Origin of the sequence: Allomesorhizobium camelthorni (assembly GCF_011045125.1) — a bacterium.
Lineage (GTDB): Bacteria > Pseudomonadota > Alphaproteobacteria > Rhizobiales > Rhizobiaceae > Allomesorhizobium > Allomesorhizobium camelthorni.
Genome location: NZ_JAAKZF010000067.1, coordinates 1 through 26,942 on the forward strand (window position 1 = coordinate 1; position 26,942 = coordinate 26,942).

Below are 26,942 nucleotides of genomic sequence, written 5' to 3' on the forward strand. Positions count from 1 at the left end.
GAGCCATGGCCTGAAATCAATCCGCAAGGCAGAACGCCTCCGGCGTCCCGGACGCAAGTTAAGGTGACATCGCCCATTGCTGTAACGCGGCGGTGACATGCCAGCGGGCGCGGCGGCGGACCGTTTCGGCAGCGATGCGGCGGGTTCAGGCAACAGGCTGCCGCGTCCACCTTCCTGATCAGCGAAGTGGGGGAGGGCCGAAGCGCCCACGAGAACGGCAAAGCCACTTGACCGGATCAGGCAGTTGTTCCTAATTTGTTCTTATGGCGGAACCGAGCGGGCGACAGAAGCCGAGCGCATGGACACTCTCTAAGGCGCACGACGCACGTGAATTGGTGCGCGTTCGCTGCGCTCATTGCAACATCGTCCGCCACTACTATCCCACCGATCTGCAAAAACTGGCGGGCGACCTCCTGCTGCCGCGATCGTAAACACCGACCGACCGCTCTCACCGTAGCACGACAGTCGGCGCATTCCTGTCAGGATGGATCGCACTGTCGTCCGCGTTACAGCAAGGGCATGCCAGTGCGACCGCGCGGATCGGGCTTGTCGCGGACCTGTTCGATCGATCAATTCCCGTCGGACATCGAATACGAAAGAACGGACCCTTCTCTGCCGTTCCCTGAGAGAAGGTCTTCGGCAAGCCATGACCCAATCCGGACCTTGCCGCGCCGGATTTCCTTCCCGAAAGATCCCATGACGAGTGGTGGATAGCGACCTGCGCTCTGGCAGAGCGTGGTTGCTAGCTAAAACTCTGTGGAGGCAATCATGCTTGTTGCAGCCGATCGACCCGCGGCGCCAGCCGCTATCCGCACCGATCTTGGCGCGATTTTTGTTTCGTTGGAACTCAGCAAATCGACTTGGCTGGTCACATCGCTGTCGCCGGGCAGTGGGGAGCGGATGTCGAAGCATGCGGTGCGCGGCGGCGATGTCGTCGGACTGTTGGCGCGCCTTTCCCATCTTCAGGACAAGGCGCAAGCGCGCACCGGACAACGCTTTGCGCCCATCGTCATCCAGGAAGCGGGTCTGGACGGCTTCTGGGTCCATCGTGCCTTGGAGCAGGAGGGGATCGAAAGCCATGTGGTTGACGCTGCCTCGATTGCAACTTCCCGTCGGCGGCGTCGCGCCAAGACCGACAAGATTGATGGTGAGGCGCTGGTGCGCGCGCTGCTCGCCGATAAGAGGGGCGAGCCGCGCGTGTGCGCGATGGCCAGGGTGCCGAGCGTTCAGGAGGAGGACCGCCGCCGCATCTGCCGTGAACGCAAGGTGCTGATTGGCGAACGGACCTGCCATGTCAACCGCATCAAAGGTCTGCTGTTTGCCCAGGGGATCACCGACTACAACCCGTTACGGCGCGACCGGCGAAGGCGGCTTGAGGAACTGAAGACTGGCGACAGCCGCGCGCTGCCCGACCGCCTAAAGGCGCAGATCCGTCGCGAGCTCGATCGGCTCGAATTGCTGCTCGCCCAGATCAAGGACTTGGAAGCCGAGCGCGACGCGCTGCTCGCAACCGAAGTAGCCGACAGTCCGGCAGCGACCTTGCTCGACCTCAAGGGCATCGGCCCCGACTTCGCCACTGTCCTCTATGCGGAAGGGCTGTTCCGGCACTTCGACAACCGCCGGCAGGTCGCCGCCTATGCCGGGCTTGCGCCGACTCCTTGGCAGAGCGGATCGGTCCGGCACGAGCAAGGCGTCTCGAAGGCCGGCAATCCCCGGCTGCGAACGACAATGGTCGAGCTGGCCTGGCTATGGCTGCGCCACCAGCCCGGCTCGGCGCTCGCCCGCTGGTTCCAAGAACGCGTGAGGCGCAATGGGGGGCGTCTCAGGAAGTCGACCGTCGTCGCCCTTGCAAGAAAGCTGCTCGTCGCGCTGTGGAAATATGTGACCGCGGGCGTCGTCATCGAAGGTGCCGTCATGAAGACTGCCTGATGGGACCACACCCATGCTCATCCCCAGGGCCTGATCAGCCCTGGCGGATCCAGGGGGCGAACCGAAATGTCTGTTGGCTTGAAATGCCGTCTGAAAGACGGGTCTCGTCCTCTGGGCCCTTGCCGCCGCAAGCGGGATATTGGTGCAGCCGTCCCAACCGGCGACCGTATGTGAGCTTGATCAGGCTCGACAGCCGAGCCGCCTCACGCAATCGGGCCCAACCCTGGATTCCGCGCCATTCGGAGGAACAGATGCCGCCTTAACACCCTCTTGACCCCAACATCGTCATGTGAGCGGACGTCGGGCGCAATCAGCACTCGTGACCCGACCCAAAGCGGCCCTTCCGAGTGGTGAGCAGGAACGGGGCGGCGGATCGGAAGCAGAAATTCTGCCTCCAACCGCCGAAGCGCCGTTCGCGTTTTCAGGGCGCAACTACCTGCGATAGAGGATCATGGACCGGAAGCTTGTAGCGCGGTTGGCTTCCTACCAGTCTGCGTCGGAGAGGAGTTCGCGTTTGCCGCTGATCTCGAGATGAAACGCGAGCAGTTGGCCGAAATCCATCCCGATCCTACGTGTGATACGGACGATACCAGCATCACGAATCTAATTTCCGCAACACGAGATCGGCAACTTGTGCATTGCAAATGGAGTCCTTAACCGTAAATCGGTGCAAGGGAGAAATCGCATCGACAGGCGGCAAAATGTTTGTAGAGCACAACCCCTTTTTGGTCGCGCTCTCAGTGGTGATCGCGATCCTGGGAGGATATACAGGCTTGGGGCTCGCGGCTCGCGTGCGCGGCACTGGTAGTGCCGGTCGCAGGTTGTTGCTTGCTGGTGCGGCCTTCTTCCTTGCGGTGGGCGTCTGGACTATGCACTTCGTCGCCATGCTGGCAGCGCCACTCCCCCTCGATACCACCTACCTTGTTCTGCCAACGATCGTGTCCTTTCTGATCTGCGCCCTTGTCATGGGTGTGTCGCTGTTCTTCGTCTCGCTCGGCGAGCCTTCGAATTCGCGGGTGGTTGCTTCGGCACTGCTGCTCGGCGTCGGCATCGTATCGATGCATTATGTCGGCATCCATGGTCTTGCTGGCTCCTTCCATGTCGAGCATCAGCACGCCATGATGATAGCGGCCGCTGTGATCGCCGTAGGGACCGCCTATGGCGGCCTGCGCATCTTCTTGGCACGCCATGGCGGCATGCGACTGGCCCTTAGCGCCTCCGCCTTTGGTATCGCGGTCTCCGGCATGCACTATACCGCCATGTACGGCATGCGCTTTCTGCCCGGGCCTCCCCTCGACCACGCGGCGCACGGCTTGGCTGCATCGCCGGAGGTGCTGGCCCTGATAGTATCGCTTCTGTGTTTCCTAATTATCTTCGGCTTCCTGCTGTTCCTCGTGCCCGAGCCACGGTCACGCGCGCTGATCTCGGCACCCGCACATGAAGCCGATACAGTTGCGTTCGAAACTGCCCAGATGTGGAGGTCCGACCAGAACGGTTTTGGTTCCGCCGATGCGCAATCACAACAGCATCTGCCTACGCGTAGACTTGGACAGCCGTTTATTTCCCCGGCGACAAGGCTGCCTGTTGAGGGTGCCGATGGAACCAATTTCGTCGAGGTCGGCCGGATCCGCAGCATCAAGGCTAACGCCCATTATACGCTGATCCACGACGGCAGTCGGGAGCGCATGTGTCCATGGGCGATCTCGCAAGCTGAGGCGCAGCTCGATCCCGCCACATTCCTCCGAGTCCACCGCAGTCATATCGTCTCCATCCCCCACGTCTCGCTGATCCGCAAGGAAGGCGATAGTGCCGTGGTTGAACTGGATGGCGAGGCGCCGCATCTGGTGCCGGTGAGCCGCGCCAGGATTGCCGAGCTCAAGGCTCGGCTGGGGCTGATCAGGCGCGGCGCCTGACCCAAGTCACCGAGATATAGGTCACGATAGCTGACGCAATTCGTGCAGGCTGACCGCATTTCGTGTGAAATCCAATCCTTCGTGCCGCTGTATCCGTCATTGCCTTGCCAGCATTGGCGAGCAGGAACAGCTTGCTGCCGCAATCTCCTGCTGAAGCGGAATCGTCAAAGGTCCGGCCCTGAGGAAGAGTCGTGGGAGCGAAATGACCCAAAACCTTTCAATAACCATCGCCCGACAGCCTGCCCAGTGCAGTCAAGCTACTCGCCGATCTCAGCGAGAGCCGCGCCTGCTCGCCGACGGCCACAGCCCGATACCCAGTGAAGCTGAGGCTCGCCAAGCTTGGGCATCTGATCGGCCGGCGCGGCATTCAAGAGCTGAAGGCCGCGACGGCCCCTGCGTGATCGGCGCCATGGACACGCAGCACGAGCTGCAGGCTTTTGAAGTGATTGCAGTCTCGCTGCCGATCCTCGATGCCGGGAGGGAGGCGTGCTAGATCATCTCGATTTGCTTGATGAACGACATGTTTCAGTTGTCGAGGAAGCGATTGCCGAAGGTCGCATTGGCTTCGCGATCCAGGGCGTTCACGCCATCGATGATCCAGGCCAGGTTCTTTACGGCGAGTGCTTGGCTCGCCTGACTGAGCAAAATGGCACAGAGCATCCCGCCAGCGCGTTTGTTCCCGCGCTGGAGGCCCTGGGCGAAGCCCCGACCCTCGACCGCCATATGCTCAAGCTCGTTCTGGACGAACTTGAATCCGATCCCTTGGCGGTTCTGGGCTGTAATCTCTCAGCCGACAACTTATCCGACCATGCGAATTGGGCTCATATTCGCGATCAGATTGCCGCTCGGTCTGAACTGGCCTCGCGTCTTATCCTCAAGATCACTGCAACTTTGCCCTTCGCCGATATCGCCCTGGCGCATAATTTACTATTAGAGGCAAGAGATTTTGGTTGCCGAATTGCAATCGACGACTGCGGCTGCGGATACGCGATCTATCTTTGCCTGTGCGGTATCAAGGCCGATATCGTCAAGATCGATGCGTCGTTTGCCCCTGATCCGTGCTGCTGTCATGACGCTCAGGGTGCCTTCTCGTTTCTGGTCGGCCTGGCGGCACGTGCAGCCCCCGTCGTGGTGGTTGAGGATATCGAAACGGTCGAGCAGTTGGAGGCCACGAGATTGGCCGGAGCAACGCACGCTCAGGGCTATCACCTCCCAACGCCTGTCTTTTCATTAATCCGCAAAACGGATCCCTCGAAAGGTTCAGACCGCCCGGGCGGCGCTGGAGGGAGGGTGTAATGCCACCTTTGTCTGTTTTCTCCCTTCCTGATGTCCCAAACAAGCCAGAGCCACCTGACTGCCGCATAAGCGTGCAGTCTGGAACTCAACAGCCGAGGCCTGTATTGTGTCTTCAGCTTCCCGGATGCGTCACAATGTTGACGCCCGTCCAAACCTCCGCCCAAGGCTTTAAGAGAAACCAGGTTTGCGCCCTGGCGGCAAAGGCTTCAGCCGGTGGACCGTCGAATTCGTGGAGCCGCGCAAGGTCTCGACGAAAAACGCTCCCATTTCCTCCTGCAACACGGTCGTTGTTGCGGCGCTTCCTCCATGGCCTTCCTGTTACCAATCAGCCGCTCGGCGGTGGCAAAAGCGCGCTGCCATCGTTCCAGCTCGCCCGGCGGCAAGGGCTCGTCCCACGGCATTAGCTCCTCAAACGCCGAGCACCAGGTGATGTTGAACGCACACGGGAGGAGATCGGCGAATCGCAGCTCCCGGCCGAAGCGTCTCCGGATCACTTCATGTACACACGTCTTGCACAGCGTTTCGTTCTTCCGCGCTATCTGTCGCCAGATAGTATCCTTCAGCATCGGCGCCACTTCGTCCGGTTCACGCCCACAACGATCGCAACGAATGTTCATCGCGGCTCCTCGATGGATTCAGGCCCGCGCAGCAACCCGACGTTCGAAGGTCCGGCCAAGCCGAAGAATGGGGATTGCGCTGAATGCGCGAACTCCCCCTTGCAGGCGTTATCGGGTCCCTGCAATCCACGATTTGGCTATTTGACCTCTGTAGCGGCGGTTTCATAAGCTAGGTGCCGTTCGCGTTCCGCCGGCTCGGTCTCGGTTTCCGAGACGCCAAAATCGGTGCAGAACCAGTCGGCGCCATGCCATGTCGCTGCCCATAGCCGCGGTCTTTCAGTTCTACCTAAACGCCTTTTCGAGCCGGCGGTTTCGTTGTTGCGCTCGCCCCAGCTTTTCCACGATGCGTAGGCGCGTGTGGTCGTCACTTGACCGCCTTGCGCGCCGCATTCGGCCAGCCATTTTGCCGACGGCGTCTTTGGCCTTAACACGGGCGCTGGTGGCGTCGCGCACGCATGCGGCGGCATGAGGCGGTGCCGGTGCCGAGCGCGGCAGCCACTAACCATCCACGCCAGGGCTTGCGACAATTCGGCTTCAGCTCTGAAATATCTGACATCCTCTAACCGCCTTAGTGGCAGTCGTCCGACGAATTCACGCTGATGGACCCAAACGCGACCTTCATCAGCCCATTTCGCTGGCCGATAGCCGACGTTCACCGCAACCAGCGTTCCAGACCCAATCCGGGACCTTCGTCGAGCTATGCCGGCGCCCGAAAGCCGAGATGGAAGAGCCGCATGGCAAATCCCTTGACCTGCAAGGCCTCCCGACCGCAGCCGTAAACGATGATCTGCGGTGCATCTGCGAGCATATGACAGGCCCGGTCGATGGCGGCCGGGTCCACCCGGCCAAGGACCGCGCCGAGTTCGTCGAGGGCGATCTCGAACGGATTCTTTTGCGCCTCCGTCATGGCAGTTCCGCCATCAGATCTCGGTTTCGCTCGTAGAGTTGCCGGAAGACTTTATAGCGCCGCTCATAGACCGGGCGGTTCTTCCTGTCGGGCTTGATCCGGCGCTCCTCGGGATTCCAGGTGAGAATGTCCCGTTTACTGACATCGCCGACGCCGAGGGCGGCGAGGAACGCATCACCATAGCTCGCGCCGACCGAATTGCGGCAGATCGTCTGGGCCATGCCCGAAATGTCGGACACCGCCTGCGGCCAGACATGGTTCCTGGTGCCGCCGCCGACGGCAATCAGCGAGCCCGGCATGTGGCCGATGTCGCGATACGTCTCGATGATGTGATTGGTGCCGCAGGCGATGCCTTCGAGCAGTGCCCGGTAGAGATCGCCGCGGCGGTGAGTGAGATTGAGGCCGAAGATCATCCCCTTGGCGTCGGGGTCATGGATCGGCGTCCGCTCTCCCGAAAAATAGGGGAGCATTACGAGGCCATTCGCGCCGGGCGGCGAGGCTTCCGCCTCCCGGGCGAGCTTTGCGAAGGCCTCGTCGGGGTCGAGGTCGCGCGCGGCCTGGTCCCGAAACCAGTGGGTGAGCGTACCGCTGGTGGCCAGCCCCGCCATCGACGCATGCTCGCCGGGAAAGAGCCATGGCGCATACCACAGCCGTGCATCCTCGATACGGTTCTTCGACAGCATGATTGTAAAGACGGTCGAGCCATACATGACCATCATATCACCCTTCCGGACGACCCCGACACTCAGCGCCTCGGCAGCCGCGTCGATGGTGCCTGCGATCACCGGCGTGCCCTTCGCCAGCCCGGTGGCGTGCGCCGCCCTCGCGGTCACGTGGCCGGCGACCGCAGTCGTCCATATGATTTTCGGCAGCCGCTCGATGTCGACGATGTCCGGCGCGAGTTCGGTGCTCCAGCCTTGCCGGTCGACAAGGTAAAGCGGCGAGAAATTGGCGGCCGAATAGTGGTCGATCACGCATTCGCCGGTCAGTTTCTGAACCAGATAGGTGGTGGAGGTGACTATATTCTCTGTCTCGCGGAAGACCTCCGGCTGGTTTTTCTTCAGCCACAGGATCTTCGGCCCGACCGATTGCGAGGTCAGCGCGTTGCCGCAGCGCTCGAGAATGCGGTCCGGCCCGATGGCGGCGTTGAGTTCATCGATCTCGTTCGCCGCACGTGTATCGACGCCGTAGAGCACCGCATTTGACAGCGCCTCGCCGTCCCCATCCACCGGCAGCATACATGGCCCGATGGCGCTCGTACTGACCGCGCGAATGGAATTCGGAGCGATCCCGCTGCCGGCAAGCAATTTCTTGCAGATGGTCCTGAAATCGCCCCACCAATCCTGCTTCGGCCGGTGCTCGGCCCAGCCGGGCCGCGGCACCAGCATCCGGTGCGGCTTCAACGCGCTGGCGACGATGCGGCCCGATGCGTCGACGATGACGCCTTTCGATTCGAACGTCCCGATGTCGATACCGAGATAGTGGTTCATTCGTAGTCGTCGCGGTCGAGGCTGAAGCCATCGTCGATAGACGCGATGCCTTCGACCAGAAGCGTCGTCAGGCCTTCCAGGTCGCCGAGGTCGCAGACTTCGAGCGAGGAATGCGAGTAGCGCATGGGAAAACCGAGATCGATGGAGGCAACGCCCTGGCCGACAAACTGCACATAGGACGAGTCCGTCAGCGCCCCGGTGTGCGCGGTTCTCTGCAGCGGAATATCGATACGCCGGCTGGCGCCGTCGAACAGCGACACCAGCGCCGGATGGGGGATCGTGCCGTTCAGCGTGCCGCGACCGTGGAAGGAATAAAGACTCATTGCAGGACCGCCGCCCAACCTGACGTCGCCGCGATAGGCCATGTCCGGCGTGTCGGTGGCCAGCAGCAGATCGATCTGGATGGCGATGTCCGGCTGCACCGCCTGTGCCGCCGTCAGCGCACCGCGCAGGTTGAACTCCTCCTGCACCGAGAAGACGAAATGCACCGTCGGCCGTTTGGGCCGCGCCATAAGTTGCCTCGCGGCTTCGATGATGACCGCGCAGCCGGCCCGGTCGTCGATGGACGTGCCGGCGATGCGATCCGGCGAGAGTTCGACCCAATACGGCCGATAGACAACCGGAGAGCCTATGTCGATTCCGGCGGCGATCACCTCGTCCTGGCTGGCAAAGCCGGCGTCGATGTAGAGGTCCTGGTACGGGACGACCTTGTATTTCTCCTCGGGCGTGGTCGCATGGTGGCTCTTGTTGGCGATGACGCCTGGCCTGTCTCGCCCTTCGCCGACGCAGATCAGCACTTCCTGAGAGGGCAATGCGCGCTCGGGAACGCCGCCAAGCCGCTCGACCCGGATGAAGCCACCGGCCTCGATCTTGCGTACGACCAGGCCGAGTTGATCCATGTGGGTGAACAGCATGACCGACGGCGCGCTTTGGTCGCCCTCTAACGTCGCTATCAAATTTCCCAGCCGGTCGGGTCGCGTCGACAGGCCGAGGGCTTTCAGCAGGCCTGCGATATGGCGGCGAACCCTTCCTTCATGGCCGGACAGGCCGGGGATGAGCATGAGGTCGCAAAGAAGCGCCTTCAGGCGCGCCTTAACCTCGCCGGGACGTTGGTCCGCCTTCATGCGCCGCGCGCCGCGCGCGCCAGGCGCATGAATTCGGCCGCGCGGTCCGGATCGACCGGGTTCCACGTGTTGCCGTCAACCTTGAGCGAAGAGCCGACGATGCAGCCGTCGGCGATCTTCAGCACATCCGCAACGGTCGCGTGCTTGACGCCGGTGTTGGCGAGAACCGGCGTTTGCGGCAGCACCTTCTTTACCGCTTCCAGGTCGCCCAGCGCCGCGGCCTCGCCCGTGATCTGGCCGGAAACAAGAATAGCGTCCGGAATGCTCGAAAACACCGCGCTGCGCGCCCGGTCGGGCAGGCTGCGCTGGTCGAGCGAATAGGCGAATTCGGCCGACACGTTGTAGAGCAATGCAAGATCCTGCCTGCACAGCCTGTCGCGATACCGCATTGCCTTGCCGGCATCCGGGGTCCACGGCCCCATGTCGGAGGCATAGGTTCCGGTGAATATCTCGCGCACGAAGGCGGCTCCAGTTGCGGCCGCGAGCGCGATGGAAGACATGGGGTCCCACAGCACATTCACGCCGAACGGAACGCTTATCCTGTCGCGCACCTGGCCGATGGCGTAGGCCATCGTGGCCGTCGAAGCCGTATCGACCTCGAATTCGTACGGCCGGTCGTTCTCATTGCCGAACATGATCGCATCGAAGCCGGCTTTTTGCAGGGCTTCGATATCCTTGCCGATACCTTCGATAAGACCGTCGACTCCGCGCTCGGCGTCGTACAGTGGCGAGCCAGGCAGTGCGCCGAAATGCACCATGCCAATCACCGGCTTGCCCGTGCCGAAAACCCGCCTGAACTTTTGCGTCACTGGCCCTCCCCATATGCTTTCTTTGATGCTAGCAACCGCTGGAATCCATGTCCAATGGTTCGCAACTTCCGCTAATCCAGATAGGGAATGCAATGAGCGCGTCTGGCATCTTCGCTCGAATAGTCGCGCTGATCGGCGCGGTAGCGATCCTTTTGCGGCACCGGGGCGACGGATCGCAGGAACAGGCCTTTGGCAGCGCGCCGAAAATACCGGCGGCAAGGCCGCAGGGCATCCCGACGCTGAAGATGCCGACGGCAAGAGGATGGACGGAGGGGCAAACGCCGGTTGCTGCAGCGGGACTTCACGTGAACGCCTTTGCAGCCGGCCTGAAACATCCGCGCTGGATCCATGTGTTGCCGAACGGCGACGTGCTCACGGCCGAGGCTCTGAGCGTGCCGGGAGGCATCAGATCCGCTTTCGACTACGCCATGTTCAGCACCATGAAGCGCGCCGCCGCGATCGGAGACAGCCCGAACCGTATTACGCTGTTGCGTGATGCCGATGGCGACGGAGTGGCCGAAATCCGCGAAGTGTTCCTCGATGGACTGAACCAGCCGTTCGGCATGACGCTGCTAGGCGATACGTTCTATGTCGGCAACACCGATGGCGTAATGGCCTTCCCGTATCTGGCCGGAGATAACCGCATCAGCTCAACAGGACGAAAGCTGACGGACCTCAAGCCCGGCGGCCATTGGACGCGGGGCCTACTTGCGAGCCCCGACGGGCGCAAGCTCTATATAGGCGTCGGTTCGCTCAGCAATATCGGCGACAGCGGAATGGCGGCAGAGGAAGGCCGCGCCGCCATACACGAACTCGACCTCGAGAACGGCAGGAGCCGCATCTTCGCGTCCGGCCTGCGCAACCCTGTCGGCATGGCGTGGGAGCCGACGACGGGGGCTCTCTGGACGGTGGTCAATGAGCGCGACGGGCTGGGCGACGAAACGCCTCCCGACTACCTGACTTCGGTGCGCGACGGCGGCTTCTACGGCTGGCCCTACTGCTATTGGGACAGGATCGTCGACGACCGGGTGCCGCAGGACCCGGCCATGGTCGCAAAGGCGATAACGCCGGATTTCGCGCTGGGAGGCCACACCGCCTCGCTCGGCCTCTGCTGGCTTCCAGCCGGCACGCTGCCCGGCTTTCCGGACGGCATGGTCATCGGACAGCACGGTTCCTGGAATCGCAGCAAATTGAGCGGCTACAAGGTCGTCTTCGTGCCCTTTGCGAATGGACGCCCGTCCGGGCCGGCTCGCGACATTCTGACCGGCTTTCTTTCTCCGGATGAGCGGGCCTCCTACGGACGACCCGTGGGCGTTGCCATTGGCCCGGACGGCTCGCTGTTGGTGGCGGACGATGTGGGTGACGTGATCTGGCGCGTGACTGGTGAGCCGGGGAACCGCTGAACGCGCAAACGCAGCGGCTCTAAACTCCTGGCTGACAATTTCGCTTGTAGCTGCGCATCCAAGACCGAGATCCGACATCCGCACAAACGCGAGGTCCGCTTCGATGAAGCCGCCATCAAATATCTGGAAATGGCGCGACAGAGCCGGCCGGCGCATCAGATCGGATGGTACCGCGTTGAAGCGTTCTACGTCGCAGTCGGGGTGGAAAGTTCACGTTCCCGTCGTCGATCAGAGCGACATGGAAGCGGCCATAACCGGACGTCACACGCGACCTCCGGCGTCGACCGTGATATTGTCCCAGTAGGGAAGAGCCCTCCGGCGTCTCCACCGGGAGGTGGTACATGGACATTGAGGAGTGGCTGCGCGGCTTAGGACTGCAGCAATACGTTACGGCCTTTCGTGAGAACAACGTCGAGGCCGATGTGCTTCTGCGGCTAACGGCTGAAGACCTCAAGGACATTGGAGTGAGTTCGGTGGGCCACCGCCGGAAACTAATGGTCGCGATAACGGAGCTGCGGGATAGGTCCTCCCCGACGCCAGTCGGTAACGCGAACGCGTTCCTGCAAGTTGCGAGACACGCATCGGCAGTCGCGTCGCACCCGGATGCCGAGCGTCGGCAGCTCACGGTGATGTTCAGTGATCTCGTCGGCTCGACAGCGCTGTCGGCATGCCTCGACCCCGAGGAGATGCGCGAGATCATTCGAGGCTATCAAAATTGCTGCGCCGGCGAGATTGCCCGCTTTGGAGGCTACGTCGCCAACTTCATGGGCGATGGTGTGCTGGCGTATTTTGGCTGGCCCCGAGCGCACGAAGATGACGCCGAGCGGGCGGTGCGCGCCGGCCTCGCTGTGACCCGCGCGGTAGCCGAGCTCCCGACACCAAAAGGTAACTGTCTAGCGGCGCACGTCGGTATTGCGACCGGTCTGGTCGTCGTCGGCGACTTGGCGGGCCCAGGGCCATCCCAGGAGCATGCCATCATTGGCGAGACCCCGAACCTTGCAGCTCGGCTTCAAGGATGCGCAGGACCGGGGGAGGTCCTTGTCGCTGAGGATACACGGCGTCTGGTGGGCCAACTCTTTGCGTTCTGCGAGCGAGGCGATCTGGTGCTCAAAGGCTTTGACGCTCCGGTCCGCGCCTACTCCATCGTGGGAAGCGGCGCGATAGAGAGCCGTTTCGATGCGCTGCACGGGTTGAAGCTCGCGCCACTGATCGGTCGTGAACGCGAACTCGCGATACTACTCGACGCGTGGGCCGGACTCGCCGACGGACAGGGGCGGGTCGTCCTGCTTATCGGCGAGCCCGGGATTGGCAAGTCGCGTTTGATCGAAGCGCTAAAATCCCGGCTCGCCGCTACGCCTCACGCCTGCTTGGAATATCAGGCTTCCCCGCTTCACGCCCACACCGCGCTCCACCCCTTCGCCAACGAACTTGCGCGGACCGCCGAGTTCCACGGCGGAGATGGGCCCCGGGTACGCCGCCAAAAATTGAACGCCCTGCTCACGCAGCGATTAGAAGCCAAAGCCGACGCGGCCACGCCAGTTCTCGCTACCCTTCTCGCCTTGCCCACGAAGGGCGACCTCTCTCCGGACCTCACGCCGCAGCAGGTCAAAGCGAAGACGCTGGCGATCCTGATGACGCAGGTCGAAACCCTGGCGCACCGCGAGCCGCTCCTGCTCGTATTCGAGGATGTGCACTGGGCGGACCCAACTTCGCTTGAGCTGCTCGCCGCATTGGCGGAATTGGCGGCCTCTTTGCCGATCCTGATGATTGTCAGTCATCGGCCTGAGTTCACGGCGTTTTGGAGTGATCTCCCGCACGCTCTTTCTATGACACTCGATCGCCTGAATCGGCGCGATGCCGTGGCGCTTGCCAAGCAGACAGCAGGTCCGGGACGCCTGCAGCCAGCGGCGATCCAGCGCATCGTTTCCCGCTCCGATGGAGTCCCGCTCTTCATTGAGGAACTGGCCAGGGTGGTGCTTGAGACGGGGCCGCGGGGCGAAGCCGAGCCGGGCCTCGCGGAGATGTCGTGGATATCTCATAGGGAGATTCCGAGCACTTTGAGCGGCCTGCTGTCGGCCAGACTGGACCGCCTGGGCTCCGCAAAGGAGGTGTTGCAGGTCGGTGCCGCCATCGGTCGGGAATTCTCCCGCGACCTGGCAATTGCGGTATTGCAGGGCGAGGGCGACCCTGCCGACGAAGCCCTTGAACGGGCGGTGGCAACCGGCCTGATAGTCCGCGAAGGCGCGGGTCCGTTGATGACATTCAGATTCCGCCACGCTCTTATTCAGGAGGCGGCTTATGGCTCTATGCTCAAGAGCCGCCGTCGGTCGCTGCACGCCCGCATCGCCCATCTCGCCGAGACGCAGACGTCCGACTTCCGGGCGCCGCCGCCAGAGTGGCTAGCCCGACACTATGCCGAGGCCGGAGAAATGGATCGAGCAGCAAGTCTTTGGTTCGAGGCTGCCTGCCAGGCGAAAGCTACCTTCGCGACCCGGGAAGCCGCCTCGCACCTGGCGGCCTGTCTCGCGGCGACGCGATCTATTGCGGGTGATACCGAACCACCGCCCGAGACCCGCCGTATTCGCACCGACGCTTTGGTCATGCTCGGCGATCTCGCCAGCCTCGCTGAGGATATCGCCGAGGCGGACGATCAATACCGCCAGGCAATCGACGAGGCCCCCGATCCCGCCACACGCGAACGCATTGAGAAGAAGCGCCACCACTGTCGAATCGCATCGCGTGGCTCCGCGCGCATCGCCTATTACGAGCATGGCGCGGGTGACACGACGCTGCTCTTCGTCAGTACCCAGGCGCTCGGACTGGCCATGTTCCAGCCGATCCTCGAGCGGCTTTGCGACGATTTCAGGGTTGTCACCGTCGATCCGCGCGGTTCCGGTCGCTCCGACGCACTTCAGAGGCCCTACACGATCGCCGAGCATGCGAGCGATGCGCTCGCCGTGATCCGTGAGCTTGCCGCTCCGAGGCTGATCGGTGTCGGCATCTCGATGGGAGCCAACGTTCTGTTTCACGCTGTGCATCAGGCGCCGGGGCTCTTGAGTGGAGTGGTGACGATCGGCGCACCTCCGGCCGGCCAGGGCCAAGAGCATTTCTCGGGCGAGTGGAGAGCGCTTCAGGCAGAGATGAAACACACCGGGGAAATTGAGCCCATGCTGCGGCTCCACGTCGGCCAGGTGTTTTCGGAGCCCGAAATGCGCGGCGACAGTGGCACAAATTGCTGGCGAGCGGTGGTAGCCCGAGTGACCGCTCTGCGGTGTAACTTTGCCACAGGTCCGACCCGAACGAAGGGCCGAATTGGGGTCGACTGTTGCCTTTCCAGGTTCTCTAGAAGGTCGCTCGCCGCGAGAGGCGCGAATTGATGTAGCACAACGCCAGCGAGTGCCGCCCGCCAGATATTAGACCTGCTAAAAGACGGCTGTTGGAAGCCGGAAACCTGCCAGCGGTCGCCAATGTTTCCGACGCTGATAGCCCGACCGTGGCCGAGATCGGGCGCGCGATCATGGACGTCATGTGCGGGCGGAGCTTATAGGCTTGCCCGACGCGCCGTGTTACCCGCACCGCGGCATTCGCAAATACCTTGATGCGAAGAAGCCATTCATCAGTTCGGTCCTCCTTAGTCTAGTTTCCGTCCACAAACAGCAAGCGATTGATTTTGTTTGATGAATCGCGACTTTTGCACGAGCAAGGCCCGGCGGTTTCAGGTATCTCGGATCATGCCACTGAGTCCAATCCCTGCCACCGCCGGAGCCGACAATGCGCCAAGAACGCACCGTCCAAGCCAGCATATTCGATGTTTTCGCCACGCACGAGATCGGCCGCGAGCTGGAGGCGATGTCGCAATGGCTGGACGAGCATCGCGACCTGCTCGGTTTGGTGGCGCGAGACTTGGTCCGGGTCGGCGTCAAGGCGACCGGACGGCAAGGCCTGCCCGCCGAAGCGGCGCTGCGATGCGCACTGCTCAAACAATATCGGCAGCTGAGCTACCAGGAACTGGCGTTCCACCTCGAGGACTCCGCCTCGTTCCGCGCCTTTGCACGGCTGCCATGGTCATGGAGCCCGCAGAAGTCGGTGCTGCAAAAGACGATCAGCGCGATCCGGTCCGAGACCTGGGAAGCGATCAATCGAGCAATTCTGTCGAGCGCTCGGCAGGGGCGGCTGGAGGACGGCAGCGTCGTGCGGCTGGATAGCACTGCGACCTCGGCACTCATGCACGAGCCGAGTGACAGCAGCCTGCTGTGGGATGCCGTCCGTGTCATGGTGCGTCTACTGAAGCGAGCTGACGCCTTGATTGGTGGCGTCGGCCTGGAATGGCGCGATCATTGTCGGGCGGCCAAGAAGCGCGCCCGCAAGATCCAGTTCACACGCGGCCGACCCAACCGCGTCCAACTCTACCGTGAACTGATCGCGATCGCCTGCGCGACCTTGGCATACCTGAAGCAGGCGAGCGAGCGATTGGCAGTGACGAGCAATCCGCTCATCGCGCTGGGGCAGGTCCAGGTCCGTCACTATCGGCCGCTGGTCGAACGCATCATCAGACAAAGCGAACGGCGGGTTCTGCTCGGCGAGCCAGTGCCTGCCGGCGAGAAGCTAGTCAGCCTGTTCGAGCCCCATGCCGATATCATCGTCAAAGGCAACCGCGACGCCGAATACGGTCACAAGCTGAACCTGACCACCGGCAGGAGCGGCATGATCCTCGACTTGGTGATCGAGGCGGGCAATCCGGCCGACAGCGATCGCTTGCTGCCGATGCTGGCACGCCACGTCGGCATCTGGGGCCAAGCGCCGCGGCAAGCGGCGGCCGATGGTGGCTTCGCCACTCGCGATAACCTGACCACAGCGAAGACCTTGGGCGTTCGCGACATGGCCTTCCACAAGAAAGCCGGCCTCAGGATCGAGGACATGGTCCGCAGCAAGTGGGTCTATCGCAAGCTGCGCAACTTCCGCGCCGGCATCGAAGCCGGCATCTCATGCCTCAAGCGCGCTTACGGCCTGGCACGCTGCACATGGCGCGGCCTTGATCACTTCAAGGCCTACATCTGGTCCTCGGTCGTGGCCTACAACCTCGTCCTCTTCACGCGCCTCAAGCCGGCCTGATACCGGCTAGGCATCGCCGCTGGTTCGCGCCGGCCAATGCCGGCCTCGTAGGCGTGCGCGTGATCACCGCCCACCAAGCCATTCTGCCCACGACCAGGGCCAGTGACGCCCACGTGCCGTCAAGGGCACTCCACTGATCGATGCTAAGTGCTTACAAACGTTGCAAAACATGCGAGTTTGTGGATGGAAACTAGACTAGAGCTTCCCGCTGCCGCTGTGAGCGCCGCGCCGACATCCGCGAAGAAGCCGAGTACGCGGCTCATAGATGCCGCCTCGTCCTGCAGTCGTGTTTCACGGGCCGACTGGGCGGAGCGGAGGGTCTTGCCGACCAAAGCCTCGAACATGCCGATGGCGGCGTCTGTGAGCGCCATCTCCATTTCCAGGAGAAAGGCCGCCAGTGTCGCGTGCCTGCGTCCCGGCCGCATCTGCTCGAGGTTTTGGGCCGTGAGGCGTCGGCCCTCTTGGGCCATGCGTCGGACCCGATGGGCTGGAACAACGTCGAGCATGTCAGCGCAGATGCCGACATGCCGAACCACTGCCAGCCGCTCGATCAATCCGCTCATAGCTGGAGCGCCGGCTTTTCCGGGCGGCTCCCGCAGCCATGACACACCGCTTTGACGGGCACGGGGACCGCTCCCCATCAAAGCCTCCAACCGGATGACAATATCCGGCGTCAGGTGTTCCGCGATCGCGTTGAACAGCGCTTCCTCGGCCCCGGTGCAGGCCTTCGCCGCCAGCCGTTCGAGCACCGTGATACCGGAATGGTGATCCGTCGCCGCCGCATCTCATCGGCGAGCGCCGTAACGACGTGCTTGTCCTTGGTCGTCGCGACAGCAACCCCGCGAGCCCAACCCAGGAGGTCTTCCCGGTCAGGATGCGTCAGGTCCTTGAAGCCGTATGTTTGGCGAAGAATTGCCAGCTGTTCATAGCGGGTCGGAGAGCGCCGGGCAAAATTCGTGAGCACATCCGGCTCGAGCCCAAGCTGGTCGGCGAGGAAGGTCAGTGCGACCTTCGGGATCATTTCGCCGCGTTGGATCAAACGCCCCGGGTAACGAAGTGCGCAGAGCTGGAGCGCCAGACCGAGCCGAGTATCCGTCTGCCTGCGCGTATCCAGCAGGCGATGGTCGGCATCATCGAGGGTCCAGTAGCGGATCAGGGTATTGTCATCGACCGGAAGGGCCAGGAGCTCATACCGTTCGGCATCCGTCAGTATCAAACGACGTGGCATCGTTTTCTCCGCTCTGTCACAAAATGAAACGAGGGGACCCTTCATATGACTTACATTGCAAGACAAGTTATGTGACAATCCGCAGGCTTTTGGCGCGCCGATTCTCGGGCGTCACGCAAACGGACGTATAAATGACAGCGTTGATCGGCTATACACGGGTCTCGAAAGCCGACGGCAGTCAGGTTCATGATTTGCAGCGCGATGCGCTGATCGCTGCCGGGGTGAAGCCCGAGCATGTCTATGAGGATGCCGCCTCTGGGCGGCGCGACGATCGCCCTGGTCTCGAAGCGTGTTTGAAGGCGTTGCGTGGCGACGACACGCTCGTGGTCTGGAAACTCGACCGGCTCGGTCGCGACCTGCGCCATCTGGTCAATCTGGTTGGAGACCTGACTGCGCGCGGGATTGGCCTGAAGGTGCTGGCTGGAGAAGGGGCATCGATCGACACCACCACTGCCAACGGCCGACTTGTGTTCGCCATCTTCGCCGGCCTCGCCGAATTCGAACGGGCGCTCATCGCCGAACGGACCAAAGCGGGCCTGGCCGCCGCGCGCGCCAGAGGCCGAAACGGTGGCCGCCCCTTCAAGATGACGCCGGCCAAGCTGCGTCTCGCTACTGCCGCCATGGGGCAGCCGGAGACGAAGGTTGGCGATCTGTGTGCCGAACTCGGGATCACGCGACAGACACTCTACCGCTTCGTAAGTCCGAAGGGCGAGCTGCGCGACGACGGAAAACGACTCTTACAGCGGCGGGCCGGGGCTGAACAAAAATGAGGGCGTGATGTCGAACGACGACCAAACCAAGCCCCTTCCGCTTTCCCGGAGGAAGCGAATGAGCCAACACTCTCAACGCGAAGAGCAGGCCGAAAACATGGAAGGTCTCGATCACCTCGAACGTGGCCGGAATCATTATGAGCAGCGCGCCTGGGCCGAAGCCTACCGGATGCTTTCGCTCGCCGATCAGGAAACGCCGCTGGGAGCCTCGGATCTCGAACGGCTCGCGATGGCGGCATACTTGGTCGGTCGCGACGATGAATATCTCAGAACACTCGAACGTGCCCACAACGCTTATTTGAACAGCGACCAATGCGCTCGCGCCGTCCGTTGCGCTTTTTGGCTCGCCTTTCGCGTGCTCATGCGCGGCGAAATGGGCCGCGCGAACGGCTGGCTTGCCCGTGCTCAACGCTTGCTGGAAGGCGATGCCTCCGAGTGCGCCGAGCAAGGCTATCTGCTGCTGCCAGTCGCTCAGGGGCTCAAATTGAGGGGTTACGAGGCCGCATACGCTGCTGCAGCCGAAGCCGCAGCGATCGGTGAACGCTGCGGCGACCTGGATCTCATCGCCTGTGCCCGCATGGAACAGGGCCGGATTCGACTGCAGCAGGGGCAGGTGGAAGCCGGGCTCGCACTCCTGGACGAGACGATGGTCATGGTCACCGGTGGAGAGCTGTCGCCCCTCGTGACTGGCCTGATGTATTGTAGCGTGATCGCTGCCTGTCAGCAGGTATATGCATTCGATCGCACCCGCGAGTGGACGGTCGCCCTGACTCATTGGTGCGAAGGCCAGCCCGATATGGTCGCTTTCGTTGGCGCCTGCCGGGTGCATCGCGCAGAGATCATGCAGTTGCGCGGCACCTGGCCTGAGGCGATCGAGGAAGCGCGGCGGGCGGGCGTACGGTCGCAGGGCATCGACCGGCGGGCTGCCGCCGCAGCGCTCTACCAGCAGGCAGAGGTCCATCGTCTGCAAGGGGAGTTCGCGGCGGCCGAGGAGGCGTATCGAGGCGCAAGCCAGCTGGGCCTGGAGCCGCAACCGGGCCTGGCGCTGTTGCGCCTCGTGCAGGGACGAACCGACGCGGCCGCTACCGCCGTTCGTCGTGTCGTGGGCGCGTCCACAGACCTGCTGAAGCGCATGAGCCTGCTGCCCGCCTATATCGAGATCACGTTGGCCGGGGATGATGTCGAGGACGCGCGCAACGCCTGTCGAGAGTTGGAGGACATTGCTCGGAGCTTCGGTACAGGGGTGCCGAGTGCCATTGCCGCTGAGGCGCGCGGCGCGGTCGACTTGGCCGACGGCGACGCGCAGGCCGCACTCGGCTCGCTGCGCCGCGCCTTCGAGGTGTGGCAGAGGATCGAGGCACCCTACGCAGCTGCGCGCGTACGCGTGCTGATCGGACTGGCCTGCCGCGCCGTGGGAGACGACGACGGCACCAGTCTCGAGATCGACGCGGCCAGGTCCATCTTCGAGCGTCTGGGCGCCACACCGGACCTCGCGCGGATCGACTCACTGATGAAGTGCGCCCCTTCCGGTCATTCTCACGGCCTGACGCCGCGCGAGCTGCAGGTCCTTCGCCTGGTCGCGACGGGCGAGAGCAACAAGGCGGTCGCCGACGAGCTTTTCTTGAGCGAGCGGACGATCGAGCGGCACCTCAGCAACATCTTCACCAAGCTCGATCTGTCGACGCGGACGGCCGCCACCGCCTGGGCCTACGAACATAGTTTGATCTGACCTTTACCCGGCATGGGTGGAATCCCCCATGCCTCCGCTTCTGCAAATTGAGTGGTTCCTCCGAAGCGCGACGGTCGCTGCCGGCGTAGTTTCGGCCTGTATCGGCTAAGCAGGGGGCAGGAATGACACTGCAGCGCTTTATCATTGAACGGGACGCGCCGGCAGTCGGCTCCCTTGAAATGGAGCAGATGCGCGCCGGCCTATCCAAGTCCAAGGACGTGATACGCCAGCTCGGTCCAGATATTCAGTGGGCGCAAAGCTACGTGGGTGGCGACAAATACTACTGCGTCTTCCTGGCAATGGACGAAGCCATCGTCCGGAAGCATGCCGAGATGGCCGGCCTGCCAATTACGCGGATCGAGCGGGTCGGCAGGGTCGTGGATCCGACGACCTAGCGGCGGTCCAAGTTCGCAACAAAGGATCACGATCCCGACGCGATCGCGCGCCCGAACCTCGCAAACTGACTGTCACAAAACGGCAGGTTGCCGTCCCGAGGCGCGAAAGGAACTCAGGATGACCGAAGCACAGGCCTTTGATCCCATCGCCTTTAAACAGAAGATGCGTCAGGAGTGGAATGATGCCGCCGGTGGATGGCGCAAATGGCACCACGTCGTCGAAGGCAAGGACGGCGGCCAGCGTCACAGCGCGAAGCTTGTCGCGCTGGCACGCATTCGGCCGGGAGCGTCGGTATTGGATGTCGGCGGTGGTTATGGAGAACCTAGCCTTACCGCCGCGCGCGTGGCGGGTCCCAAGGGGCGTGTTGTGTGTACGGACATCTCTCCGGGGCTTCTCGATTTTGCCCGTGAGCGCGCCTCGGAGGCCGGACTGGGCAACGTCGAGTTCATTGAAGCAGACGCGGAGCATCTAGATTTCGAGGCGAAGAGTTTCGACGCGATCGTCAGCCGGGCGGTCCTCATGTTCCTGCCCGACGTTCCAGGGACGCTGAGGCGGCTGCGCTCATTCCTGAAGCCCGGTGGTCGTCTTGCGGCGAGCGTGTGGGGCCACAAGAGCAGGGTCCAGTTCGCCACGGCCGGCTCAATTATCGCCGGCGAACTCGGCCTGCCGCCATCACCGCCGGGGCTGCCAGGTATCTTCGCGCTAGCTGATCAGCGTCAGTTGGAGAGAGCGGAACGGGACGCCGGCTTTCAGGATGTGGAGACTGGCACCACGGAAGTGATCTTCGAGACAGAGACAGCTGCGCAATTCACGGAATTCATTCGTGATGTGGCGCCGCCCTTCAGTGTCCTTTTGAAGGATCAAACGCCGGACGCGCGAGAGCGCATCTGGGAAAAAGTAACCGAGGCATACGGACGGTTCGCGGACGCAACCGGCCGAGTACGAACCACGAATGAGGCGGTTTGGGTCGCAGGGACGAAGGAGCGTCTTGGCAGTTGATGTCATCCGACGCTGCGTCGACGTCACCAGTCCATCACTCACCACTCCGCTACTAGCTCGGGGCGGGCCTGATCGCCCGAACCAACAAGAACCTTAATAGGAAGTTGCGATGACCAAATCATTCGACGCGATTGTTGTGGGCGCCCGCTGCGCTGGTTCACCGACGGCGATGTTGCTGGCTCGCAAGGGATACCGGGTCCTTCTGGTCGACCGCGCACGCTTCCCGAGCGATACCGTGTCAACACACCTTGTGCACCCGCTAGGTGCCGAAGCGCTCTCACGGTGGGGTCTGCTTGACCGCTTGGTGGCAACCGGCTGCCCGCCGATCCACACCTATAGCTTCGATTTCGGCCCCTTCACGATTTCGGGTTCGCCAGGCATCGAGACAGCACCGGTCGCCTTCGCTCCGCGGCGGACGATCCTCGACAAATTGCTGGTCGATGCAACTGCCGAGGCAGGCGCGGAAGTGCGCGAGGGATTCACCGTCGAGGAAGTTCTGATCGAGGACGGACGTGCGGTCGGCATAAGGGGCCGCTCGGGGCATGGCGGCTCCGTCATCGAGCACGCTCGCGTCGTGGTCGGCGCCGACGGCTTCCGCTCGTTTGTGGCCCAGGCAGTTCGGCCCAAGCACTATGACGAGAAGCCCCCTGTGTGCGTCGGATATTACACTTATTGGAGTGGGCTGCCGATGGACGGCAGATCGGAGGTCTATATCCGCGACGGACGCGCATTTGCGGTTTGGCCAACCCATGAGGATCTCACCCTGATCATCGGCGGCTGGCCATACGCGGAATTCGAGGAAAACAAGAGGGACATCGAAGGCAACTACCTGAAGGCGATCGAGCTGGTGCCGGCTTTTGCCGACCGCTTGCGCGGCGCCAGGCGGGAGGCGCGGTTCGCCGGCATGGCAGTGCCGAACTATTTCCGTAAGCCCTACGGTCCCGGCTGGGCACTCGTGGGAGACGCCGGCTACAACAAGGAGTTCATTGCCTCGCAGGGCATCATGGACGCCTTTCATGACGCCGAACTCTGCGCGGATGCGCTCGACAATCCATTCTCAGGCGCGCGTCCGTTTGAGGACGCCATGGACGAGTACCAGCGCACGCGGGATGCACGAGTGAAGCCCATGTACGACTTCACGTGTGAGCTGGCGATGCTGGAACCACCGCCGCCGGAACTGCAACAGCTTCTTGCTGCGGTCCATGGCAATCAGAAGGCCATGGATGACTTCGCGCGGATGAACGCCGGGACGATATCACCTGCAGCGTTCTTCGCGCCGGAGAACGTCAACGCGATTATGGCCGCCGCATAGGGGCAGTGTCGCGCCATGTCGAGTTCGTCACTCGGTTTTTCGAGCGGAGCCGCTCCGCCGCACCTGCCGCCAAGACGACCCGACTTGAAGCGAAGGACCGCAACGCAGCCTGATCATAGGACCTTGTCATGGGACAACACATCTTCGAAACCATTTTCATCGAACTCGGACGAGCCCTTGCCGCGGCGCGGCGCTACGAGAACCTGAGATACAGCAGGGCCTGTCGCAAGGACCTCGCAGGCTCTGACATCGCGCGGCGGATCTTCGACGAATTTTTCGCCTACCCCGAGGGCTTCGGAACGCGCAGCGACGAGTCCAACCGGTTTTCGCACCAAGCCGATGAGCAATGGTGCCGCCCGCAGCCGATCTTCAGCGCGCTATCCAGCCCACGGCGCAGGACAAGTCCGATCGGCGAAGGCTCCCGTCTCAACCGAGGTTTTCAAGAGGACGCCGACCATCGGGACTATAACGAGGAGAAAAAGCAATGCCTGTAGTGGCCTATGTTGCGGCTGTTGTCTTCCTTGCCGTTTTTGGGCTCGCCAGCGCAACCCACCTGAGGTCAGCCAGAGCGCAGCTGATGAAAGGAAGAACGCTGTTGATGGCCGTTGCCCTCACAGCCGTCTTCGCGGATCGCGCGCCAGCCGACGAAATGGTCAAGCTGCTGCCCGGCACTGCGAATGAAATCAACGCCTACGTGGCCGGCCCCGAGGACGCAAAGGAGAGGGTGCTTATCGTCCACGACTGGTTCGGATTGACCTCCTCAACAATGGCCGAGGCAGTCTGGTTCGGGCAGCACGGAATCAGGGCCGTCGCAATCGCCTCTATGACGGCCAGGTTGCTGAGACGCACGGCGAGGCGGAAAAATTGATGAAGGGCCTCGATCCCGCCGCTGCCGCCAGAACGATCCACAACGCGCTCGAAGCCATTGGCGCCGCCGAACGCCCGGTCGTCATCATTGGCTACAGCATGGGCGGCAAGCTAGCGCTCGATGCACAATTGGCCGATCAGCAGATGATTTCGGGCGCGGCGCTGGTTTACGGCTCTGGTTATGAGACCATACCGGATGCCGCCTTGAAGTCGCTGACGAGGCCGCTGCTTGTCGTCACCGGCTCCAAGGACAGCGGCTCGGTTTCCGCGCAAGAGGCGTTGCAGGACAGGATGAACGCCTTTGGCCACCTGATCGAGGCCTATGTCTATCCCGGCGCGGACCATGCCTATGCGCAGTCGCTTTTCAATGGCGGCAAGAACTTCGACATGAAGGCGACGATGGCGACGCGTGAAGTCATCGAGGATTTCGTGATGCAGACCGCCGACAGTGCCAGGGAGGAGGCTTTCGCTGGCGCTGAGCGCCCTGCCAATCTTCCAAAAGACCTTCCCTCCCAAGAAGTGACAGGAAGTCACGGAAGCGGGCCGCCCTTCGCTGTCGAACTCCTATTGAAAAGGAGATCGGGAGGCAACGAGAAGAGTTGCAGCGGCGTGGTCCTGTCGAAGCATTGGGTGATGACGGCAGGCCACTGTGTTAGGGGCGCTCCGGTCCATGACGATAAGAAGGACCGCGTCAAGGTTCGAGCTGGTGCCAATGCAACAAGCGATTCCGCGAATGTCTTCGTCGGAGGCGGCTCTTACTACATCCACCCTGAGTACAGCGGCTCCAATAGAGACCTGGGTGACGATTTCGCGCTCATTCGACTTTATGATGCCGGGATGAGCAGCTTTACGCCCGCAAAAATCATGGGCGAATCCTCTGGAGCCTATCTGACCAGTGAAATCGGGCGTGGTATCGGGCATGCTTGGATTGCGGGCTATGGCCAGGGGTCTGGTCCTGGTGGGGTTAAATCCTGCAACACCGGAACGGGTGGGGTGAGCAGAACGGGAAATTTCAAGATCCAGCCAAATTGGCCTAATGGCATCGGTCAAATTCCAACACGCTGGTCTCCGGGTTCCCCCTTCATCAATGAGATCCGCCTCAAGTTCGGGCACCACACGCCTTGTGATGGCGACTCAGGTGGGCCCATCTACTTCCAATACGATGGGCAGGATGTGGTTGCGGGTTTACAGGCGGGGACCGTCAACGATTTCCTGACAAAGCGGCACAAAGGGCCATCGATCCGCCGCCGGCTGGACTGGATCATCGCTAAGTCCAAGGAAAAAGGCGTGCCCCTCAAATGTACGCCAGGCTTCTCGAACGTGGGTCCGGATTGGTGGTCTTGTACAGAATCAAACGTTGCCGGACTCGACATACGCAAGGTGACGTCCCGAGACGTGGTGTAGCTGGGTAGCGCGGTGGTCATCGGCGCTTTCCGGTAGGGTCTGGTTGTCGAAGCCAACCTTTCTGGAAGGAACACCGATGACCGACGACATGATGAACCTGCGCACGCTCGTGGAGAAGACCCCTGATGCCGATCTTCTGCGCGAGATGATCGGCTTTGCCGCCGAGCGGCTGATGGAGCTGGAGGTGGGTGCCGCGACCGGCGCCGCCTGGGGCGAGAAGTCGCCGCTACGGACAGCCCAGCGCAATGGCTACCGCGACAGGGACTGGGAGACGCGCGCGGGCACTGTCGAGCTGCGCATCCCGAAGCTGAGGAAAGGCTCCTATTTCCCAGGCTTCCTGGAGCCGCGCCGCATGGCCGAGAAGGCGCTGACGGCCGTCATCCAGGAGGCCTATGTGCAGGGCATCTCGACCCGCTCGGTCGACGATCTCGTCAAGGCCATGGGCATGTCGGGCATCTCGAAGAGCCAGGTCAGCCGCCTATGCGAGGAGATCGACGGCAAGGTGAAAGCCTTCCTCGATCGCCCCATCGAAGGCGACTGGCCGTATCTGTGGATCGACGCCCACCTACCTCAAGGTGCGCCGCGGTGGCCGCATCGTCTCGGTCGCCGTCATCATCGCGGTCGGCGTCAACACCGACGGCCGCCGCGAGGTGCTGGGCATGGAGATCGGCACGTCGGAGGCCGAGCCGATCTGGACGGAGTTCCTGCGCAAGCTGACGCGCCGCGGCCTGCGCGGCGTCAAGCTCGTCGTCTCCGACGCCCATGAGGGAATCAAGGCCGCGGTCTCGAAGGTGCTGTGCGCGACATGGCAGCGCTGCCGGGTCCATTTCATGAGGAACGTGCTGGCGCATGCCGGCAAGAGCGGCCGCCGCGTCGTCTCGGCCTTCATCGCCACCGCCTTCGCCCAGGAGACGGCCGAGGCCGCCAGCACCCAATGGCGCGCTGTTGCCGACCAGATCCGGCCGAAGGTGCCCAAGCTAGCCGCCATCATGGACGACGCCGAGCCCGACGTGCTGGCCTACATGACCTTCCCCAGAGAGCACCGCGCCAAGCTGCATAGCACCAACCCGATCGAGCGCCTCAACGGCGAGATCAAGCGGCGCACCGAGGTCGTTGGCATCTTCCCCAATGACGGCGCCATCGTCCGCCTCGTCGGCGCGCTCCTGCTCGAACAGAACGACGAATGGGCCGTCCAGCGCGCCCGTTACATGACGCTGGAAAGCGTCGGCCAATTGAGCGATGATCCCCTCATCAGCCTGCCCGCAGTGGCGCGCTGATCAGCCCGGCTATGCCGGACAGCACGGCGACTAGTGCCGCCAGCTACACCACGCGGTGGGACACGATCCATACGCAATACGTACAGCGGCGCGGAATGTGTTTCGAGTATCGCGGAGAAGGCCAAGAACCTGCATTACGGGGGCGGGGTTTTCGTACCGACGGGGGAGGCGACGGAAGTGGTCTGTCCCATCGTAAAGGCGATTTTTAACTCAACAGGTCGACTCACCGTCGCCGTCGCTGCGACTGGCGGCACGAAATGCAGGCTGGCGAGCCACGAGGTGTTCACCTTCGATAGCGAGGCAACGGAGGAGAAGCCCTTTCCAGGTACCGGGATTTCAGGGCTCGAATTCGAACTCCCA

20 protein-coding genes and 2 pseudogenes are annotated in these 26,942 nt (G+C 62.5%); 16 read left to right on the forward strand and 6 right to left on the reverse strand.

Annotated features, from left to right (window positions below; translation table 11 throughout):
* Positions 1-768 precede the first annotated feature (768 nt).
* From G6N73_RS27560 to G6N73_RS27570, 3 genes are all read left to right on the forward strand, one after another.
* Positions 769-1,929 carry an IS110 family RNA-guided transposase gene (locus G6N73_RS27560; protein ID WP_165033164.1) on the forward strand — a complete coding sequence of 387 codons (1,161 nt, stop codon included), beginning with the start codon at positions 769-771 and terminating at the stop codon, positions 1,927-1,929.
* Positions 1,930-2,630: 701 nt separating this feature from the next.
* Positions 2,631-3,842: an MHYT domain-containing protein gene (locus tag G6N73_RS27565; RefSeq protein ID WP_165033179.1), complete on the forward strand. Its 1,212-nt coding sequence runs from the start codon at positions 2,631-2,633 to the stop codon at positions 3,840-3,842.
* Between the two features lie 486 nt (positions 3,843-4,328).
* Positions 4,329-5,138: an EAL domain-containing protein gene (locus G6N73_RS27570; protein ID WP_165033165.1), complete on the forward strand. Its 810-nt coding sequence runs from the start codon at positions 4,329-4,331 to the stop codon at positions 5,136-5,138.
* 206 nt (positions 5,139-5,344) lie between these two features.
* On the opposite strand, the gene G6N73_RS27575 is transcribed toward G6N73_RS27570, so the two are convergent.
* The 5 genes from G6N73_RS27575 to G6N73_RS27595 all read right to left on the reverse strand — a co-directional run bounded on the left by G6N73_RS27575 (position 5,345) and on the right by G6N73_RS27595 (position 10,085).
* Positions 5,345-5,755: a hypothetical protein gene (locus G6N73_RS27575; protein ID WP_165033166.1), complete on the reverse strand. Its 411-nt coding sequence runs from the start codon at positions 5,753-5,755 to the stop codon at positions 5,345-5,347.
* Between the two features lie 697 nt (positions 5,756-6,452).
* Positions 6,453-6,662 carry a phosphoheptose isomerase family protein gene (locus G6N73_RS27580; RefSeq protein WP_246252614.1) on the reverse strand — a complete coding sequence of 70 codons (210 nt, stop codon included), beginning with the start codon at positions 6,660-6,662 and terminating at the stop codon, positions 6,453-6,455.
* A complete protein-coding gene (locus G6N73_RS27585; RefSeq protein WP_165033167.1) occupies positions 6,659-8,152 on the reverse strand; it encodes an FGGY-family carbohydrate kinase in 1,494 nt (497 codons plus the stop codon). Before G6N73_RS27585 ends, G6N73_RS27580 begins: the two co-directional genes overlap by 4 nt.
* The gene (locus G6N73_RS27590) at positions 8,149-9,276 is read right to left on the reverse strand and encodes a M42 family metallopeptidase (RefSeq protein ID WP_165033168.1); all 1,128 of its coding nucleotides are present in this window, start codon (positions 9,274-9,276) and stop codon (positions 8,149-8,151) included. The genes G6N73_RS27585 and G6N73_RS27590 overlap by 4 nt, the downstream gene beginning before the upstream one ends.
* Complete coding sequence (locus tag G6N73_RS27595) at positions 9,273-10,085, reverse strand: BtpA/SgcQ family protein (RefSeq protein WP_165033169.1); 813 nt, start codon at positions 10,083-10,085, stop codon at positions 9,273-9,275. Before G6N73_RS27595 ends, G6N73_RS27590 begins: the two co-directional genes overlap by 4 nt.
* A 92-nt stretch (positions 10,086-10,177) precedes the next feature.
* Here G6N73_RS27595 and G6N73_RS27600 point away from each other — a divergent pair, with 92 nt between their 5' ends.
* From G6N73_RS27600 to G6N73_RS27610, 3 genes are all read left to right on the forward strand, one after another.
* A complete protein-coding gene (locus G6N73_RS27600; protein WP_165033170.1) occupies positions 10,178-11,488 on the forward strand; it encodes a PQQ-dependent sugar dehydrogenase in 1,311 nt (436 codons plus the stop codon).
* Between the two features lie 341 nt (positions 11,489-11,829).
* Positions 11,830-14,865: an alpha/beta fold hydrolase gene (locus G6N73_RS27605; protein WP_165033171.1), complete on the forward strand. Its 3,036-nt coding sequence runs from the start codon at positions 11,830-11,832 to the stop codon at positions 14,863-14,865.
* Positions 14,866-15,259: 394 nt separating this feature from the next.
* Positions 15,260-16,600 (forward strand): ISNCY family transposase, encoded by a 1,341-nt coding sequence (locus G6N73_RS27610; RefSeq protein WP_165033172.1) that lies wholly within the window; start codon positions 15,260-15,262, stop codon positions 16,598-16,600.
* 203 nt (positions 16,601-16,803) lie between these two features.
* Here G6N73_RS27610 and G6N73_RS27615 read toward each other — a convergent pair.
* Positions 16,804-17,828, reverse strand: a pseudogene (locus G6N73_RS27615) (DUF4158 domain-containing protein); the annotation flags it as partial.
* Between the two features lie 131 nt (positions 17,829-17,959).
* On the opposite strand from G6N73_RS27615, the gene G6N73_RS27620 reads away from it, so the two are divergent.
* From G6N73_RS27620 to G6N73_RS36460, 10 genes and pseudogenes are all read left to right on the forward strand, one after another.
* Complete coding sequence (locus tag G6N73_RS27620) at positions 17,960-18,598, forward strand: recombinase family protein (RefSeq protein ID WP_165033173.1); 639 nt, start codon at positions 17,960-17,962, stop codon at positions 18,596-18,598.
* A 7-nt stretch (positions 18,599-18,605) separates the two neighbouring features.
* Complete coding sequence (locus G6N73_RS27625; RefSeq protein WP_246252616.1) at positions 18,606-20,327, forward strand: LuxR C-terminal-related transcriptional regulator; 1,722 nt, start codon at positions 18,606-18,608, stop codon at positions 20,325-20,327.
* A gap of 122 nt (positions 20,328-20,449) precedes the next feature.
* Positions 20,450-20,722: a DUF4242 domain-containing protein gene (locus G6N73_RS27630; protein WP_206079118.1), complete on the forward strand. Its 273-nt coding sequence runs from the start codon at positions 20,450-20,452 to the stop codon at positions 20,720-20,722.
* Between the two features lie 118 nt (positions 20,723-20,840).
* Entirely contained in the window at positions 20,841-21,722 is an 882-nt protein-coding gene (locus G6N73_RS27635) for a class I SAM-dependent methyltransferase (RefSeq protein ID WP_165033174.1), read from the forward strand.
* A 109-nt stretch (positions 21,723-21,831) separates the two neighbouring features.
* Complete coding sequence (locus G6N73_RS27640) at positions 21,832-23,034, forward strand: NAD(P)/FAD-dependent oxidoreductase (RefSeq protein WP_165033175.1); 1,203 nt, start codon at positions 21,832-21,834, stop codon at positions 23,032-23,034.
* Positions 23,035-23,162: 128 nt separating this feature from the next.
* The gene (locus tag G6N73_RS27645) at positions 23,163-23,528 is read left to right on the forward strand and encodes a hypothetical protein (protein WP_165033176.1); all 366 of its coding nucleotides are present in this window, start codon (positions 23,163-23,165) and stop codon (positions 23,526-23,528) included.
* Positions 23,519-23,902 carry a dienelactone hydrolase family protein gene (locus tag G6N73_RS27650; protein ID WP_165033177.1) on the forward strand — a complete coding sequence of 128 codons (384 nt, stop codon included), beginning with the start codon at positions 23,519-23,521 and terminating at the stop codon, positions 23,900-23,902. Before G6N73_RS27645 ends, G6N73_RS27650 begins: the two co-directional genes overlap by 10 nt.
* The gene (locus G6N73_RS27655) at positions 23,902-25,305 is read left to right on the forward strand and encodes a trypsin-like serine protease (RefSeq protein ID WP_165033178.1); all 1,404 of its coding nucleotides are present in this window, start codon (positions 23,902-23,904) and stop codon (positions 25,303-25,305) included. The genes G6N73_RS27650 and G6N73_RS27655 overlap by 1 nt, the downstream gene beginning before the upstream one ends.
* Positions 25,306-25,381: 76 nt before the next feature.
* Positions 25,382-26,582, forward strand: a pseudogene (locus G6N73_RS27660) (IS256 family transposase).
* Positions 26,583-26,759: 177 nt separating this feature from the next.
* Positions 26,760-26,942 (forward strand): hypothetical protein (locus tag G6N73_RS36460; RefSeq protein ID WP_206079119.1); only part of this gene is annotated, 183 nt, incomplete at its 3' end.

What these genes read in the sequence shown, in the direction of transcription:
- G6N73_RS27590 (WP_165033168.1), bottom strand. Translation starts at nt 9,276, where the DNA reads ATGAAGGCGGACCAACGTCCCGGCGAGGTTAAGGCGCGCCTGAAGGCG.
- G6N73_RS27625 (WP_246252616.1), top strand. Translation starts at nt 18,606, where the DNA reads ATGTCGAACGACGACCAAACCAAGCCCCTTCCGCTTTCCCGGAGGAAG.
- G6N73_RS27600 (WP_165033170.1), top strand. Translation starts at nt 10,178, where the DNA reads ATGAGCGCGTCTGGCATCTTCGCTCGAATAGTCGCGCTGATCGGCGCG.
- G6N73_RS27640 (WP_165033175.1), top strand. Translation starts at nt 21,832, where the DNA reads ATGACCAAATCATTCGACGCGATTGTTGTGGGCGCCCGCTGCGCTGGT.
- G6N73_RS27560 (WP_165033164.1), top strand. Translation starts at nt 769, where the DNA reads ATGCTTGTTGCAGCCGATCGACCCGCGGCGCCAGCCGCTATCCGCACC.
- G6N73_RS27565 (WP_165033179.1), top strand. Translation starts at nt 2,631, where the DNA reads ATGTTTGTAGAGCACAACCCCTTTTTGGTCGCGCTCTCAGTGGTGATC.
- G6N73_RS27585 (WP_165033167.1), bottom strand. Translation starts at nt 8,152, where the DNA reads ATGAACCACTATCTCGGTATCGACATCGGGACGTTCGAATCGAAAGGC.
- G6N73_RS27655 (WP_165033178.1), top strand. Translation starts at nt 23,902, where the DNA reads ATGAAGGGCCTCGATCCCGCCGCTGCCGCCAGAACGATCCACAACGCG.
- G6N73_RS27645 (WP_165033176.1), top strand. Translation starts at nt 23,163, where the DNA reads ATGGGACAACACATCTTCGAAACCATTTTCATCGAACTCGGACGAGCC.
- G6N73_RS27650 (WP_165033177.1), top strand. Translation starts at nt 23,519, where the DNA reads ATGCCTGTAGTGGCCTATGTTGCGGCTGTTGTCTTCCTTGCCGTTTTT.
- G6N73_RS27610 (WP_165033172.1), top strand. Translation starts at nt 15,260, where the DNA reads ATGCGCCAAGAACGCACCGTCCAAGCCAGCATATTCGATGTTTTCGCC.
- G6N73_RS27575 (WP_165033166.1), bottom strand. Translation starts at nt 5,755, where the DNA reads ATGAACATTCGTTGCGATCGTTGTGGGCGTGAACCGGACGAAGTGGCG.
- G6N73_RS27630 (WP_206079118.1), top strand. Translation starts at nt 20,450, where the DNA reads ATGACACTGCAGCGCTTTATCATTGAACGGGACGCGCCGGCAGTCGGC.
- G6N73_RS27580 (WP_246252614.1), bottom strand. Translation starts at nt 6,662, where the DNA reads ATGACGGAGGCGCAAAAGAATCCGTTCGAGATCGCCCTCGACGAACTC.
- G6N73_RS27635 (WP_165033174.1), top strand. Translation starts at nt 20,841, where the DNA reads ATGACCGAAGCACAGGCCTTTGATCCCATCGCCTTTAAACAGAAGATG.
- G6N73_RS27620 (WP_165033173.1), top strand. Translation starts at nt 17,960, where the DNA reads ATGACAGCGTTGATCGGCTATACACGGGTCTCGAAAGCCGACGGCAGT.
- G6N73_RS27605 (WP_165033171.1), top strand. Translation starts at nt 11,830, where the DNA reads ATGGACATTGAGGAGTGGCTGCGCGGCTTAGGACTGCAGCAATACGTT.